The following is a 15,698-nucleotide window of genomic DNA, read 5'->3' on the forward strand; positions in this document are numbered from 1 at the left end:
AGGCGAGCGAGATTCCTCGGCAAGCTCGGAATGACGTTCTTTTTACTCCATTACTTTTAACTGACCACTTAGTTCCTAGTTGTCGTTCAAAGCAGGGACTAAGAACCCGAAAGAAAGCCGTCTTCCTCGCGTATCAGGCCGAAGGGCTCGTCGCGCACGATGAGCACGCCATCGAGGTCGTGCACGTCGGCCAGAGCGCTCACTTGCAGCGCCGACCAGATGCCGAGCGACGTTTCGACCATGCAGCCCAGCATGGGCAGCAGGCCGTGGGCGCGCGTTTGGCGCAGCAGCTCGATGCCGCGCTGGTAGCCGCCAGCCTTCATCAGCTTCATATTCACGCCGTGAAACTGCCGGGCAATCTCCTCAAAATCAGCCTCATCGGTCACCGACTCATCGGCCAGCAGCGGCACGCTGCTGCGGGGGCGCAGGTAGCGGTAGTCGGCGGCGCGGGCGGCGGGCAGGGGCTGCTCCAGCAGTTGCATGCGCAGGCCGGGCACGGTGGCGGCGGCCTCCAGGAAACGGAGCACACTGTCGGCATCGGGCCAGGCCTCGTTGCCATCCACGAGCAGCGCGCGGCCGGGCAGGGCCGCCGCCACGGCGCGCAGCAGCTCCAGGCCGCCCTCCTGGTCGACCTTGACCTTCAATAAGCTAAACCGCTCGGCGCGCTGCGCCTGAATAAAATCCGCTACCTCGCCCGGCTCCATAATGGGCAGGGTGAAGGCCGTGGCCACGCGCGGGGCGGGCGGCGGCACGCCCAGCCACTGCCACACCGGCTGCCCCGCGCGGGCCGCCAGGCAGTGCGTGAGGGCCGACTCCAGGCCAAAGCGCAGGGCGTGAGCCACGGGCCGGGCGGCCAGCAGCGCCGTGAGGTCTTCGAGGGTGTCGGCGTGGGGCAGGCCGTGGGCCAGCAGGTCGTCGAACTGGGCCTGGAGCAGCGCGGGCGTTTCGCCGTAGCGCACGTTGGGCGCGGCCTCGCCCCGGCCGCTGGCCCCCGCCTGGCTGGCGTGCAGCACGAGGTTGGTTTTGGTGGCGGAAGCGTTGCGCGAGATTTTCCAGAGGTAGCGCAGCGGCAGCTCGTGGGTGGTGAGGGTCCAGGCAGTCATGGGGGGTAGGCGGGCAAATAGGCGGCCGCAAAGGTGGCGCGGGCGCGGGCAATTCGCCCGGCCCGGCGGCAGGGTTTCGGCGCGGCCTGCCGTTCTTTGAACCCCCGTTTATTTTTTCATCTATCGTACATGAAGTTTTCGCACGTTTTTAAGTTGGCCGCGGTGCTGGCGGCCCTGGCCATTATTTTGACGGTACTGGCCGAGTTGGGCACGCTTTCCCTACCCCCCGCCCTGCCCCCGGCCGCCCGCTGGCTGGCCCTGGCCGCGCTGGTCGCCGCCCTGGTGCCGCGCCGCTCGCTCACGCTCTGGATAGTATTCAGTATGCTGGTGGGCATTGAGCTGGGCCACGACGCGCCGGCCGTGGCCATAGACCTGAAGGTGCTGAGTGACGCGTTTTTGCGCTTGGTTAAGACTATTATCGCGCCGCTGGTATTCGCCACGCTGGTCGTTGGCATCGCCGGCCACGCCGACCTCAAGCAGGTGGGCCGCATGGGCATTAAGGCACTGATTTACTTTGAGATAGTGACCACGTTCGCACTCTTTATCGGCCTGGCGGCCATCAACCTCACCAAGGCGGGGGTAGGCGTGGCCCGCAACGCCACCGGCCCGGCCGAAGTGCTGGCCCCCGCCGCCAAGCAAACGGCGGCCGACATTATCCTGCACATTTTCCCCGAAAACATTGCCAAGTCGGTGGCCGAGGGGCAGGTGCTGCAAGTGGTCATTTTCGCCATAATCTTCGCTATTAGTCTGGCGCTCACGCCCGAGCACACGCGCCGCACCATGCTCAATTTCTGTGAGAGCCTGTCGGAAGTGATGTTTAAGTTCACCAACGTGGTGATGTACTTCGCGCCGCTGGGCGTGGGCGGCGCGCTGGCCTACACGGTGGGCAAAATGGGCTTTGCTCCGCTGCTCAATGCCTTTCACTTATTGCTCACGCTCTACGGCGCGCTCACCGCGTTCATTCTGCTGGTGCTGCTGCCGGTGGCGCTGCTCATGCGCATTCCGGTGAGGCGCTTCGTGGCGGCGGTGGCCGAGCCGGTGAGCATTGCCTTCGCCACCACCAGCAGCGAGGCCGCCCTACCCCGCGCGATGGAGGCAATGGAAAGCATCGGGGTGCCGCGCCGCATCGTGGCCTTCGTGATGCCGACGGGCTATTCGTTCAACCTCGACGGCACCACGCTTTACCTGTCGCTGGCAGCCGTGTTCGTGGCGCAGGCGGCGGGCATACCGCTCACGTTCGGCCAGCAGCTGCTCATGGTTTTTACCCTGATGCTGACCAGCAAGGGGGTAGCGGGCGTGCCGCGCGCCTCACTCGTTATACTACTGGCTACCGTGGCGTCGTTTAACTTACCAGCCTGGCCGGTGTTTATTATTCTGGGTATCGACGCGCTGATGGATATGGCCCGCACGGCCGTGAACGTGCTCGGCAATTGCCTAGCTTCGGCCGTGGTGGCCCGCTGGGAAGGTGAGTTTGTGGATAATTACGTGGCCCCGCCCGACCTGCTTACCGCCGAAGCCGCCGTACCAGCTCACCACTAGCCAACTGAGTAAGGTCCTATTTCTTTATAAGTCACTAAACAAAATGATTATCCGGCTCTTAGTAAGTAAAAAGCCAGCTGTCAGAGTTGTAATTGCTCATTATCCAGTAACTTTAGTGCAGATTTAGCCCATTGTGAATTCTTTGTGTATTTAGCGTATAAAGATTTCTCAGCATAATTCAATTACACCCTCGTACACTATCCCTCTATGACCATTAATTTCGGTAGCAGCCGCGTTCTTTGGCTGACAACTTTTGCACTAACGGGCCTCGGCGCTTGTAAATCGGTAAAGGGCACTTTTACTGCGACGCCAACGGCGGTAATTTCCAAGCGCCTACCCCCGATGGAAATCACGGCCGACCCCGGCCCGCTCGCCATGAACGACGGCGCGCTGCCCGAAGACCCCCTGCGCCTGTTCAAGTCCGAACTGCAGCGCAACGTGGTGGAGCCCACCGACACGGCCACCTACGGCTACGCCCGCCTGGTCGTGACGAAGGTAAAAACCGTGCGCACGGGCCGTAGCCTGCAAGCCGCGCAGGTGCTTACCTTCTTGGTGCCCAGCGTCTTTGGCGCGCCGCTGGAGTGGTATAAGACGGATATTCAGGCCGAGGTGCAGATGATGAACTCCAACGGCGAGCTGCTGGGCACCTACACCGGCAAGGGCACGTCCAACGTGAAGGTGGCCATGTACTCGGGCTACTCGCAAACCGAGGCCCCGCGCCTGGCCGACGTGCTGGCCCTGCGCGAGGCGCTGGCCCAGATTCGGCCGCAGCTTGACACGGCCGCGACTCGCCTGCGCCCGCTGCTGCTGGCCGGCGGCGAGGTCAACAACCCGACCTTGCCCGGTTCTAGCAGCCGCTAGCCCTACCGCCGTATTTTTGTCGCCCGGCTCCGGTGCCGTGCCTCCTTGGGCACTGCCGGGGCCGGGCTTTGCGTTACCCCGGTTATGAAGAAATTGCTGCGTTTCCTACCCCTCTCTCCCTTGCTGGTGCTGGCCGCCGGCTGCTGCGCCAACAACGCCTGCAACTGCCAGGATACGCTGGAAGACTCTATCTACCTGACGCTTAACGACGACCCGTCGAAAGGCAAAGCCTTCACGGCGGCGGAGCTGGATACGGTGTACTTGCTGCGCTACAACCCGCTCACGGCGGGCCGCAACTACGATTCCATTCCGCTGACGCGCGCGCTGCTGCTGCATCAGCAGCGGCACACGCCACTATTGTCTTCTAAGCTCGGGATAGCGGGCGTTGACACTAGTAAAGGCAATAATAATCATCCTCTTACAACCCCTAACACCATCGTGCTGAGCAATACTTCGCCCTTTGCCCCCGGCACTACTAGCGGCAAGCTCAGCAGCTACTACTACTCGCTGGTGGTGAAGGATAAATCGGTGAAGCAGACGCAGACGTACACGTTCGCTATCAGTCAGATAAACCTCAAGGGCCAGTACAACGCCGATGGCTGCTGCACGTGTTACAAGAATATTCTGAAGCAGGCGAACATAAATGGCGTAGCAAAGGGCCTGACCGAAACCGGAGGCAACCCAATCCCCGTTATTCTTTACAAGCCTTAAGCCAGCTACGCCGCGCGACTAGCTAGCGTACATTGGCTGGCTATTGCCTATTTTTTTGCTACCCTGCCGGTTATGTCTGGTCCTGCCCCGCTTATTGCCCCGCCCGCTCTCGAAGCGCTGACCCACGCGGCCATCGCCGCGCCCGAGCCGGGGGGTAGCGTGCCGCACCGGTTTCCATTCGCCACGCACCTTAGCCTGGAGCCGCTGATTAGCTATTGGCTGGAGCGCGAGCACGATGCCAACCCCGGCGTGGCCCGCCTGGCCCGCGCCGTGGTGCGGCAGGTGCACGAAACCGATTGCTGCCGCGGCGACCTGTCGTCGCTGCACGTGCTGGACGAGCACCCCGACCTGGTGGCTACCCTCATGCTGGCCGTGTTTCCGCCCGCCACGGCCGCTACGGCCATCGCGGGGGCCGTGGCCCCGTTTCAACGCCAGAGCTTCTACTATACTCCGCGCTTCGCGGAAGTGCTGCTGAACAAGGACCGCATCCTCAAGCAGCCGCTGAATCTGGACCTGGCCACGCTCGAAACCCAGCTGACGCGCATGGCCTACCTGCTCATTCTGGGCCGCGAGTACGCGGCCGAGCTGCGCGAGTACGGTTCCAAAACGCCCGAGCAGAGCAGCTTCATCTTCACCGTGCCCGACTACAGCATTGGGCTCTACCGGCACTACGGCGTGAGCCTCGACTCGACCTTCGTGCGGGTGCGGGTGGTGGGCGAAAAGCCCGTGCTGAGTGCCGGGCAGGTTCAGGTGCTGGTGCGCAACCGCCACCGCCTCGACCTGTGGCAGGAGCTGCTGCCGCCCGAGCACTTCGTGCTCGAAGGCTTCAACCTGCTGCAATTGCTGGACGTAACGACCCAAGAAATATTGTCGGAGCTGAAATATGACCTGCTGGAGCGCGACGTGCTGCAGGCGTCCGACCGGCTGGAGCAGATTCAGGAAAAGCTGCGGGTGCTTTTTGCCCGGCCGGCGCTGCAGGTGGGCGTCGCGGCCTACGACGAGCGCAAGAAATCCTTCGTAGATTTCGGGCGCAAAATCAACCACAGCTTTCTGGCCAAGCAGCTGCAGGGCCAGCAGCTTGAAAGCGAGTTTCGCCAGCTTTATGAGCGGCTGATTGCCGAGCGCCGGCCGCTGGTGCTCGAAGACGTGGCTACCGAGCCGGGCATTCCGGAGGGCCTGCGCCAGCAAATGTTGCGCCTGGGCATCAACTCGGCCATTTTGGCGGTGCTGCCCTACGGCCCCGACACGGTGGGCCTGCTGGAGCTGGGCTCGCCCGAAGCCAACAGCTTCGATGAGTTTGATTTGGAGCTGGTTAATCAGTTCGTGCCGCTGTTTGCGGTGGCCGTGAAGCGCAACGCCGAAGACCTCGAAACCCGCATCCAGGCCATTATCAAGGAGAAATTTACCGCCATTCATCCCACGATGGAGTGGCGCTTCAATGACGCGGCCCGGCGGCTGCTGGCCCGCCAGGAAGAGGGCAACCGCAACGCCGAGATGGAGCCCATCGTGTTTGAAGAAGTGTATCCGCTACACGGCTCCTGCGACATTCGGGGCAGCAGCACGGCCCGCAACGAGGCCGTGCAGGGCGACCTCATCGAGCACCTGACCCTGGCCAACCGCGTGCTCAAAAAGGCTTCGGACGTGCAGCAGCTGCCCATTCTGGACGAGCTGAAGTTCTACGTAACCAAGCACTTGCGCCGCCTGCGCCAGGGCATCATCAGCGGCGACGAGGTGAATATCTACGACTCGCTGCGCACCGAAGTCGAGCCGCTTTTTGAGTACCTGGCCCAGAATAATCCCGAGCTGCGCCCCACCATTGCCCACTACTGGCAGCACATCGACCCGCGCCTGGGCATTCTCTACAACCGCCGCCGCGACTTTGAGGAGAGCGTGACGCGCCTCAACGACACCATCAGCGACTACCTCGATGAGGAGGAGGACAAAGCCCAGCTGATGTTTCCGCACTACTTCCAGCGCTTCAAAACCGATGGCGTCGAGCACAACATCTACGTGGGGGGTAGCCTGGTGCAGGGCAAGCCGTTTGACCTGGTTTTCCTGAAAAACCTGCGGCTGTGGCAATTGCTGGTGATGGTCGAAATCACGCGCCGCACCCACGCCCTCAAGGCCGAGCTATCCGTGCCGCTCGACACCACCCAGCTCATCCTCATCCACTCGCAGCCGCTGAGCATCCGCTTCCGGCAAGACGAGCGGCAGTTCGACGTGGATGGCGCGTATAATATTCGCTACGAGATAATTAAGAAGCGCATCGACAAGGCCACCGTGCTCGGCACCGGCGAGCGCCTCACGCAGCCCGGCCAGCTGGCGCTGGTGTATGCCCAGCCCCGCGACGCCACCGAATACCTCGAATACATCGATTACCTGCAAGACCGCAACCTGCTGGAGCCCGACGTGGAAGAGCTGGAGTTGGAAGAATTGCAGGGCGTGAAGGGCCTGCTGGCCCTGCGGGTGAAGGTGCGCCTGTAGCCGGCCGGCGGCTCCCTACCCCCTCGGATTTGGTAAAGCCGCGCCTGGCCCGTACTATTGAAGCACTTACCGCGTTCGGTTTGGCCGGGCGTGGCTTTCTGCTTTCTTTGAATTCTCCCCAGATGAAGCCTTTCCTCCCTACCCTACTCGCGGGGTTGGCGCTCAGCGCGGCCGCGCCGGCTCCCTACCCCTCCGCCAAAGCCAAGCCCGAGGCGCTGTTTAACGGCAAAACCACCCAAGGCTGGCACACTTATCTGCAACCCACGGTCACGCCCGCCTGGTCGGTAGTAGATGGCGCGCTCCAGCTGGACCCGGCCGCGGCCGGCCAGGGCGACCTGGTAACCGACGGCGAGTACGAAAACTTCGAGCTGGCGTTGGAATGGAAGATTGCCGAGGGCGGCAACAGCGGCATCATCTTCGGTGTGCATGAGGACCCGGCCTTCCAGGCCACCTACGACACGGGCGTGGAGATGCAGGTGCTGGATGATAAAAGCGCGTCCGACAACAAAAAGCCCTCGCGCCGCGCCGGCTCGCTCTACGACATGCTACCCCCCGCCCACGATGTGGTGAAGCCCGCCGGCGAGTGGAACCGCGTGAAGCTACGCAAGGACCGCGGCCACCTCACCTTCTGGCTCAACGGCACCCAAACCGTGGACGTGCAGATGGGCAGCCCCAAGTGGCAGAAGCTGCTGGCCGACAGTAAGTTCAAGGACTGGAAAAATTTCGCCGCCTACCCCAAAGGCCACATCGCGCTGCAAGACCACGGGGCCAAAGTGTCGTACCGGGATATCATGCTGACGCCGCTGTAGGTGGCTGATTGTTAATTGCCAACTGCAAACGCTTGTCATTGCGAGCAAAGCGAAGCAATCGCCCCAGAACGGTAGCCGAACGACTAGCGCGGGTGTCGTTCGGGTGCGATTGCTTCGCTTTGCTCGCAATGACAACTGCCTTCAACCAGAAACCAGAAATCAGGACCCCTAAAGAAAATGGCAGATTTCAAACTCCACCAGCCGGGCACGGTGTACGATGCGATTGTGGTGGGCTCGGGGGCGGGCGGGGGCATGGCCGGCTACGTGCTGGCTCACGCCGGCCTGAAGGTGCTGATGATAGAAGCCGGGCCGTTTTTCGACCCCGTGAAGGACGCTTTGCAATTGAAATTTCCGTATGAGTCGCCGCGGCGCGGCGCGGGCACCGTGCGGCCTTTCGGCGATTTTGACGCGGCCTACGGCGGCTGGCAGCTCGATGGCGAGCCCTACACCACCACCTCCGGCACGGAGTTCGACTGGTTTCGGGCCAGAATGTTGGGCGGGCGCACCAACCATTGGGGCCGTATCTCGCTGCGCATGGGGCCGCTCGATTTCAAGAGCCACCAGCTTGACGGCCTCACCGACGACTGGCCCATCACCTACGCCGACGTGAAGCCGTTTTACGACAAGGTGGACCGGCTCATCGGCGTGTACGGCACCATCGAAAACCTGCCAAACGAGCCGGACGGCATTTTCCTACCCCCGCCCAAGCCGCGGCTCAACGAGCTGTTTATCAAGCGCGGAGCCGAGAAGGCGGGCGTGAAAGTGATTGCCGGCCGGGGCGCGGTCCTCACCGAGAGCCTGCCCGGCAACACCAGCCGCGGGGCCTGTTTCTACTGCGGACAGTGCGGGCGCAGTTGCAAGGTCTATGGCGATTTTTCGGCCTCGTCGTGCCTGGTTATTCCGGCCCTCAAAACCGGCAACCTGCACCTGCTCACCAACGCAATGGTGCGCGAGGTGCTGACCGGCCCCACCGGCCTGGCCACCGGCGTTTCCTACGTGGATAAGAATGACCTGCAGGAATATCAGGTCAAAGGCAAAATAGTTATTCTGGGGGCCAGCGCCGGCGAAACGGCCCGGCTGCTGCTCAATTCCATCTCCCCGAACCACCCCAACGGGCTGGCCAATGGCAGCGGGGTAGTGGGCAAGTACATCCACGACTCGACCGGGGCCGGCGTAGGCGGCTTCCTGCCCCAGCTGCTCGACCGCAAGCGCTATAACGAGGACGGCGTGGGCAGCGTGCACATTTACACTCCCTGGTGGCTGGATAACAAGAAGTTGAATTTTCCGCGCGGCTACCACATCGAGTACGGTGGCGGGATGGGGATGCCCTCCTACGGCTTCGGCGGCGACGTGCCCACCATCAACGGCCTGGTACCCGACCGCGCCGGCCAGATGAAAACGGCGGGCGGCTTCGGCAAGACGCTCAAGGACGATTATCGCCGCTTCTACGGCTCGCAGGTGGGCATGGCTGGGCGCGGCACTGCCATTGCCAGGGTCAGTAACTACTGCGAGATTGACAACAAAGTGGTGGATAAATACGGCATCCCGGTGCTGAAATTCCACTACAAATGGTCGGATGCTGAGGTCAAGCAGGCCAAGCACATGCAGGAGACGTTCCAGAACATCATGCACGAAATGGGGGCCATTGTGACTTCCAAAATTCACGGCCTGGAGACGAATTACGGCCTCGAAGCGCCGGGCCGTATTATCCACGAGGTGGGCACGGTGCGCATGGGCGACGACCCGCAGAAGTCGGCCCTCAACAAGTGGTGCCAGGCCCACGAGTGCAAAAACCTGTTCGTGGTGGATGCCGCGCCCTTCGTGCAGCAAGGCGACAAAAACGCCACCTGGACGATTCTGGCCCTTTCCATGCGCACCAGCGAATATATTCTGGACCAGCGAAATAAATTAAATGTTTGATTATGTGAATAAATTTTTTCATTGCGAGTATGTTGTCCTTGCGAGCATGTTGCGCATTAAGCAAGGACAAATGGCTTCAACCAGAAATCAGAACCCATGAACCCATGAAAAGACGTGAATCACTGAAAGCCATTGGCTTAGGGGCTCTTTCGACCGGTTTGTTATTGGAGGGCTGCCAGCCGGAAACGGCTAAGGTCAAGGTGGCTGACCAGCCCGCGCTGGCTGCCGCCGACCACGCCGGCCGCGAGCCGTTTGAGGTGGCGCGCAACAAGGAACTGGAGGCCGCCACCTTCTTCACGCCGCACGAGATGGCTACTATTACCGTGCTGGCCGATATCATTATTCCCAAGGATGAGCACTCCGGCAGCGCCTCCGATGCCAAGGTGCCGGAATTTATCGAGTTCATCGTCAAGGATATGCCCGACCATCAGGTGCCGATGCGCGGCGGCCTGCGCTGGCTCGATTTGCAGAGCCTGAACCGCTTTCAGCAGCCGTTCGTGGCGTGCGCCACCCCGCAACAACTGGAGTTGATAACCGACATCGCCTACCCCACCAAGGCCCGGCGCGAGATGCTGCCGGGGGTAGCCTTTTTCAACCGGATGCGCAACCTGACCGCCTCGGGCTTTTTCACCAGCAAAATGGGCATCGCCGACATCGGCTACGTGGGCAACGTGCCCAACCAGTGGACCGGCGTGCCGCCCGACGTGCTCCGGCAATACGGCTTCGCGTAGGGCACGGGGCTTACCCCCGCCCGTCGTTGAACGAACGAAACTGGAATCGTTCAACGACGGGCGGGGGCAAGCCCCGCACCCTACAAATTGCTTTCTTCCTTCCAGAACAGCCGGATGCCAGTGCGCAATAGCACCAGCCACGCCGCGCCACCGCAGAAGCCCGCCACGACATCGGTGGGATAGTGGACATGAAAATAGATGCGCGTGCAGCCAATGAGCAAGGCGAAACTGATGAGCGCCGCGGCCACGCCCCAGCGGTGGCGGTGCTGCACCACCAGCCAGGCCAGGCAGCCGTAATAAGCCATGCTCATCATGGCATGGCCGCTCGGAAAGCTGAGGCCATATTGGTAAAAAAGGGCCGTGGTGGGGCGGTCGCGGTGAAAATAAAATTTCAATAACTCATTGAGGGCCAGCCCGCCACCCATCGAGAGCAGCAGCTCCGCGGCGTAGCGGCCGTAGCCGCGCCGGTGCAGCAGCAGCGGCACCAGCAGGCTGGCCGGCACGAAGAACTTGACTGACCCGAAGAAGGTAATAAACTTCATTACCCCGTAGGTCCAGGGTTGGGCGGCCCGCAGGCGGTCCATTTGGGCGAAGCCCCAATTGTCGAAGGTTTGAGAATGCTCCTGAAACACAACCCGCGTGAGGTAAAAAAACAGCCCGAACGCCAGCACGAACAAGATACCGCCCGCGATTACCTCCGTAGTCAGCAGCCCGGCCAGGCCGGCGGCCCGCGTCGCGGGCGTGGAGGTAGGCGGGTCGGGCGGCACGGTGGGAACGGGCATGGCGGACATTGAGCTAGCTGCTGGCTGATAGGCGGACGGAAAGCTGTCAACCAAAAGCTAACAGCTGATTATAAGGCAGTGCGGAGGAGCAAAAAAAAAGCCAGCCCGAAACCGGACTGGCTTTTTAAGCAAAAACGTGCGCTCGGAGAGACTCGAACTCTCACACCTTGCGGAACTGCCGCCTGAAGACAGCGCGTCTACCAATTTCGCCACAAGCGCAAACGTGGGCTCAAAACCCGCTCACCCAGTCGGCGGTGGCTTTTGATGGTGCAAAGATAGGCGATTCGGCGGCCTTCGCACAAACAAACGACGTCAATTTTAATTAGGCAGGCCCCTTCCAGAGCGTCGAAAAATTGTTTGTCAGTTACTTGCGCTGTTGTTTTTTTCTGAAATTTCGCTTTTGCCTGTCGCAAAAACTCGTTTGGACGGAACTTACCGGCGCTTTTCCATCTTCATGGCCTCCTTCTCCGACCTCCCTACCCCCCCCGCCCCCGGCCAACTGCCCGGCATGGACTTTAGCCCGGTCGCCGGCTTCTACGACGCGCTGGCGAGCGTGGCCTTTGGGGGGGCGCTGCGGCGGGCGCAGCGGGCAGCGCTGGCGGCGGGGCTGCCGCCGGGCCCCGGCCCGCGCCTGCTGGTACTGGGCGGCGGCGCGGGCTGGGTGCTCAGCGAAATCTGGCGGCAGCGGCCCCAGGCGCAGGTGCTGTACCTGGAGCTGTCGGCCGCCATGCTGGCGCGCACCCGCGCCCGGCTGCGGCGGGTGCCGCCCCCGCCCGGCGCGGCAGTGGAGCTGCGCCAGGGCAGCGAGGCCGCCCTGCTGCCGGGTGAGCAGTTCGATGCCATCATCACTTTTTTCGTGCTCGACTGCTTTACCGCCAGCGCGCTGCCCGCGGCGCTGGCCCGGCTGGAGGCCGCGCGCCGGCCGGGCGCCCCGTGGCTGATAGCCGACTTCCGGCCAGCGCGTCGGGGCTGGCGGCGGTGGCTCCTGGGAACCATGTACCTGTTTTTTCGCCTCACGGTGGGGCTGCGCACCCGGCAGCTGCCGCCCTGGCCCGCCGAGCTGCGGAAGCTGGGATTACACCCCAGCCATAAACAGTATTTTTTCAAGAAATCAATTGCTACGCTGGTGTGGCGTGATAATAGCTCCGCAGCGCCTGAAGAGAATAAATTCAGCGGGTAAACTGGTTTTCTATTTACTTTGCATCGATTAAATCGCATCCATTCCATTAGTAGATACCTGGTAGTATTATTCAATTGGTTTTTATGAAAAAACTTCTTCGTAAGGGATTGTTAACAGCGCTTGGCAGCGCGGGAGTGCCTATTTTGATTCTGGCACAGGGGGTAGGGGCCGGGCCGGCAGTGCGTTACGCCGTCACTTTTCCCAACGCGGTGCACCACGAGGCCCGCATTGCCGCCACCTTCGCGGGGCTCACGCCCGGCCAAAAGCTCACGGTGCGGATGGCGCGCTCCTCGCCAGGCCGCTACGCACTGCACGACTTCGTTAAAAATGTGTATTATACCGTGGCCACCGATGGCACCGGCAAGCTGCTGCCCGTCAACCGGACCGACCCGTATTCCTGGGAAGTGACGCCCGGTGCCGATGGCACGGTGCAGTTCAACTACACGCTGTACGGTGACCGCACCGACGGCACGTTCGCGGGCATCGACCAGCAGCACGCGCACCTCAACATGCCGGCCGTTTTTTGCTACGCGCAGGGACTGGAGAACCGGCCGGCGGAGGTGAAATTCGACTTGCCCGCCGGTTGGAAAGTAGCTACCCAACTGCGGGCTACCGGCGAGGACAAAACAACCTTCACCGCGCCCAACCTCCAGTATTTTATGGATAGCCCCACGGTGCTGGGCAGTTCGCAGCTGCTGCACACCTGGCAGGATGGCGGCCGCAACTTCGAGATGGCCACCTACTACACCGGCCCCGCCACCGAGGTCGATGCCTTTGTGAAGAAGACCCAGAAAGTGGTGCGTGAGGCGGCCGGCGTATATAATGGCGAGTATCCGGCGTTTGATTTTGGCCGCTATACTTTCCTGGCCGACTACCTGCCCCAGGCCAGCGGCGACGGCATGGAGCACCGCAACTCGACCTCGCTGACCTCGCCCCTACCCCTGCACGACGAGGGCGCGCTGCGCAACCTGGGCACCGTGGCGCACGAGTTTTTCCACTCCTATAACACCGAGCGCATTCGCGCCCAGGGCCTGGAACCGTTTGATTTCCAGCGCGTGAACATGAGCGACGCGCTCTGGTTTGGCGAAGGCTTCACGCAATACTACGGCGAGCTGGTTCTGCGCCGGGCGGGCTTTTACGATGATGAGCAGTTCTTCGCAAAAGTGAGCTCCTGGGTCAATGCCCGCCTCAATTCGCCGGGCGCGCGCTACGCGTCGGCCCTGGAGATGAGCCGGCAGGCGGGCTTCGTGGACGCGGCCGTGTCCGTGGACCCCACCAACCGCAGCAATACCTACCTCTCCTATTATATTCAGGGCGCGGGGCTGGCCCTGTGCCTCGACCTGCAGCTGCGCCAGCGCTACCACACTTCGCTTGATAAGTATATGCAGGCGATGTGGCTGGAGTTTGGCAAAAACCAGACGCCCGCGCTGGCCCCGGCCAAAACCTTCACGGTGGCCGACTTGCAGCGCGTGCTGGGCACCGTGGCAAAGGATACGGCTTTCGCGGGCACGTTTTTTCGGCGCTACGTATATGGGCACGAGGCCCCGCGCTTCAGCGAAAACCTGGCGACGATGGGCCTGGCCGTGGTGCCGGTGAAGGCGCTGGCCGCCGCCCTACCCCGGCAGGTAGAATTTGATGAGGAAGGTCGCTGCATTTTGAACCGCAACACCACCATCGGCTCGGGCCTCTACAAAGCTGGAATTGACCGGGGCGACCAGATTGTGATGCTCGACGGTGAGAAAATCGACAACATGGCTACGCTCGAAGGCATTATGCGCAAGCACACGCCCGCCGACCTCGTGCCGGTGCGCGTGCGCAACCGCGCCGGCCAGGAGCGCAACGTGCAAGTAGTACTCACCGAGGACACCAACGTGCAGGTGCAGGCAATGGAAAGCGTGGACAAAATGACGGCTACCCCCACCCAAAAGGAGCAACGCGCCGCCTGGCTGGCCAGCGCCGCGAAGTAGCAGCGCCGAAAGGTGTATCTTTCGTCAAACTAACGAGTTATGCATCCCGAAACTGCTACTTACCACGTTTTGTATCCGCGCCGCTACCGCCGGTCGGGGCGGGCCAAAGCCCTGGCGCACCTGGTGCCGGCCGTGCTGCTGGTCAGCGGTCTGCTGCCGCTTCTGATGGGGCAGGAGCCGCTGACCGCTTTCCTGCTCCTGGAGGTGCTGATTGGGGCTTGCTACCTGGCCCTGATGGCGCGTGAGCTACGGCACCTGCGGCACCCTACCCCCCACCACGAGCGGGTAGCCTTGCTGGAGCTGGCCGCCGCCGGCATTCTGGGGCTGGAGGGCTACCACATCTGGCAGCGCCACCATGCCCACAACCTGGCGGCGGGCACCCATACGTTCCACGTATTGCCGTGGCTGTATATGGGGGTAGCCCTGGTTTTTGTAGGCTTGGCTTTCGGAATGAGACAGCTGCTGGAACGGCGCTTCCTGGACCTGCACGCCGACGGATTCGCGGGCCGTCTCCAATTGCTGGGCGCGCCGTTCAGCTACCGCTGGGCCGACGTGCGCGCCGTGGAGCCGGCCGACCCCGCGCGGGCGCTGGTTTGGGCCACCGGCGACCAGCCCGCCCGCCCGCTGGCTTTCGGCCACCTGCTGGACGGGCCGGCCTGGCGCGACCGGCTGGTGGCGCACGCGCAGGCTCACCTGCCCTCTTTGTAAGAAACAAAAAAGTCCTGCCCGACGAATCGGGCAGGACTTTTTTTTATGCTTGATTTTCAGCTCCCTACCCTAGCGGCGGCGGCCGAAGAAGCGCAGCAGGAACAAAAACAGGTTCACGAAGTCAAGGTACAGGGTGAGCGCGCCCAGGATGGCGGCTTTGTCGTGCGTCTCTTCGCCCTCCGTTACGCCCAGGAAGGCTAGCTGCTTGAGCTTCTGGGTGTCGTAGGCGGCTAATGCGGTGAAGAGAATAACGCCGACAAATGACACGAGCAGGTTAAGGGTAGAGTTACCCCAGAACATATTGACTATCATGGCGATTACCAAGCCGATGATAGCCATGCTCAGCAGCTTGCCCCAGCCCGAGAGGTCGGCCTTGGTGAAGTAACCGAACGCGCTCATCACCCCAAACATGAGGGAGGCAATAAAAAACGTGGATGCGATGGAATCAAGCTTATAAACTAGAAATATGACGCTCATCGTGAGGCCGTTAAGTAAGGCGTAACCAATGAATGCGGCTTGCGCCTGCGCCCGGCTCCACTTAAAAATGCGGGCCGATAGAAACCCGACTACTACCAATTCGGCAACGATGAGGCCAAAGAACACGAAGCGGCTGCCAAAGATGAAGTCCTTCAGCGTGGGCGAGGCGGCGGCAAACATGGCTACCCCCCCGGTGAGGCCCAGGCCGGCGGCCATCCAGCCATAAACCTGCGCAAAAAACTGCCCCTGAATGCGGGCGGCATCTTCGGCCGAGAGTTGATGGGCAAGGGACCGGTCGGGACCGGATGAAAACTGATTATCGCTCATGGAAAAAAGGTGCTTAACGGGATGACGAACGTTGTGCCTGGCAACTTACGAACTTTGGCCGACAACGTCGGTAGTATAACAACTTTGCGGCCTATTTAA

General features: G+C 61.8%; 13 protein-coding genes and 1 tRNA gene. 10 read left to right on the forward strand and 4 right to left on the reverse strand.

The annotated features are described in order from the left end of the window. Positions 1-98: 98 nt before the first annotated feature. A complete protein-coding gene (locus A0257_05825) occupies positions 99-1,103 on the reverse strand; it encodes a hypothetical protein (protein ID AMR26673.1) in 1,005 nt (334 codons plus the stop codon). A 129-nt stretch (positions 1,104-1,232) separates the two neighbouring features. On the opposite strand from A0257_05825, the gene A0257_05830 reads away from it, so the two are divergent. From A0257_05830 to A0257_05860, 7 genes are all read left to right on the forward strand, one after another. Continuing rightward, positions 1,233-2,642: a sodium:dicarboxylate symporter gene (locus tag A0257_05830; protein AMR26674.1), complete on the forward strand. Its 1,410-nt coding sequence runs from the start codon at positions 1,233-1,235 to the stop codon at positions 2,640-2,642. A gap of 342 nt (positions 2,643-2,984) precedes the next feature. Further along, entirely contained in the window at positions 2,985-3,503 is a 519-nt protein-coding gene (locus A0257_05835; GenBank protein ID AMR26675.1) for a hypothetical protein, read from the forward strand. 120 nt (positions 3,504-3,623) lie between these two features. Then, positions 3,624-4,214, forward strand: coding sequence for a hypothetical protein (locus tag A0257_05840; protein ID AMR26676.1), 591 nt, complete (start codon positions 3,624-3,626; stop codon positions 4,212-4,214). 72 nt (positions 4,215-4,286) lie between these two features. After that, on the forward strand, positions 4,287-6,698 hold the full coding sequence (locus A0257_05845) for a hypothetical protein (protein ID AMR26677.1): 2,412 nt from the start codon (positions 4,287-4,289) through the stop codon (positions 6,696-6,698). Positions 6,699-6,742: 44 nt separating this feature from the next. Continuing rightward, positions 6,743-7,507: a hypothetical protein gene (locus A0257_05850; protein ID AMR29639.1), complete on the forward strand. Its 765-nt coding sequence runs from the start codon at positions 6,743-6,745 to the stop codon at positions 7,505-7,507. Between the two features lie 177 nt (positions 7,508-7,684). Then, the gene (locus A0257_05855) at positions 7,685-9,427 is read left to right on the forward strand and encodes a GMC family oxidoreductase (protein AMR26678.1); all 1,743 of its coding nucleotides are present in this window, start codon (positions 7,685-7,687) and stop codon (positions 9,425-9,427) included. A 104-nt stretch (positions 9,428-9,531) separates the two neighbouring features. Beyond that, complete coding sequence (locus A0257_05860) at positions 9,532-10,158, forward strand: transcriptional initiation protein Tat (GenBank protein AMR26679.1); 627 nt, start codon at positions 9,532-9,534, stop codon at positions 10,156-10,158. 80 nt (positions 10,159-10,238) lie between these two features. Here the strand turns inward: A0257_05860 and A0257_05865 are convergent, their stop codons facing one another. Further along, positions 10,239-10,949 (reverse strand): hypothetical protein, encoded by a 711-nt coding sequence (locus tag A0257_05865; GenBank protein AMR26680.1) that lies wholly within the window; start codon positions 10,947-10,949, stop codon positions 10,239-10,241. A 128-nt stretch (positions 10,950-11,077) separates the two neighbouring features. Further along, positions 11,078-11,159, reverse strand: a tRNA-Leu gene (locus tag A0257_05870). Between the two features lie 202 nt (positions 11,160-11,361). On the opposite strand from A0257_05870, the gene A0257_05875 reads away from it, so the two are divergent. The 3 genes from A0257_05875 (at position 11,362) to A0257_05885 (ending at position 14,795) form a co-directional block, all read left to right on the forward strand. Further along, on the forward strand, positions 11,362-12,120 hold the full coding sequence (locus tag A0257_05875; GenBank protein AMR26681.1) for a hypothetical protein: 759 nt from the start codon (positions 11,362-11,364) through the stop codon (positions 12,118-12,120). 179 nt (positions 12,121-12,299) lie between these two features. Beyond that, on the forward strand, positions 12,300-14,087 hold the full coding sequence (locus tag A0257_05880) for a hypothetical protein (GenBank protein ID AMR26682.1): 1,788 nt from the start codon (positions 12,300-12,302) through the stop codon (positions 14,085-14,087). Between the two features lie 69 nt (positions 14,088-14,156). Then, positions 14,157-14,795 carry a hypothetical protein gene (locus A0257_05885; GenBank protein ID AMR26683.1) on the forward strand — a complete coding sequence of 213 codons (639 nt, stop codon included), beginning with the start codon at positions 14,157-14,159 and terminating at the stop codon, positions 14,793-14,795. A gap of 69 nt (positions 14,796-14,864) precedes the next feature. Here the strand turns inward: A0257_05885 and A0257_05890 are convergent, their stop codons facing one another. Continuing rightward, a complete protein-coding gene (locus A0257_05890; protein ID AMR29640.1) occupies positions 14,865-15,524 on the reverse strand; it encodes a hypothetical protein in 660 nt (219 codons plus the stop codon). Positions 15,525-15,698 lie beyond the last annotated feature (174 nt).

Origin of the sequence: Hymenobacter psoromatis (assembly GCA_001596155.1) — a bacterium.
Classification (GTDB): Bacteria; Bacteroidota; Bacteroidia; order Cytophagales; family Hymenobacteraceae; genus Hymenobacter.

Bases quoted from the DNA above. Each gene is read 5' to 3' on its own strand.
- A0257_05855 (AMR26678.1), top strand. From the start codon at position 7,685: ATGGCAGATTTCAAACTCCACCAGCCGGGCACGGTGTACGATGCGATT.
- A0257_05835 (AMR26675.1), top strand. From the start codon at position 2,985: ATGGAAATCACGGCCGACCCCGGCCCGCTCGCCATGAACGACGGCGCG.
- A0257_05830 (AMR26674.1), top strand. From the start codon at position 1,233: ATGAAGTTTTCGCACGTTTTTAAGTTGGCCGCGGTGCTGGCGGCCCTG.
- A0257_05845 (AMR26677.1), top strand. From the start codon at position 4,287: ATGTCTGGTCCTGCCCCGCTTATTGCCCCGCCCGCTCTCGAAGCGCTG.
- A0257_05865 (AMR26680.1), bottom strand. From the start codon at position 10,949: ATGTCCGCCATGCCCGTTCCCACCGTGCCGCCCGACCCGCCTACCTCC.
- A0257_05860 (AMR26679.1), top strand. From the start codon at position 9,532: ATGAAAAGACGTGAATCACTGAAAGCCATTGGCTTAGGGGCTCTTTCG.
- A0257_05825 (AMR26673.1), bottom strand. From the start codon at position 1,103: ATGACTGCCTGGACCCTCACCACCCACGAGCTGCCGCTGCGCTACCTC.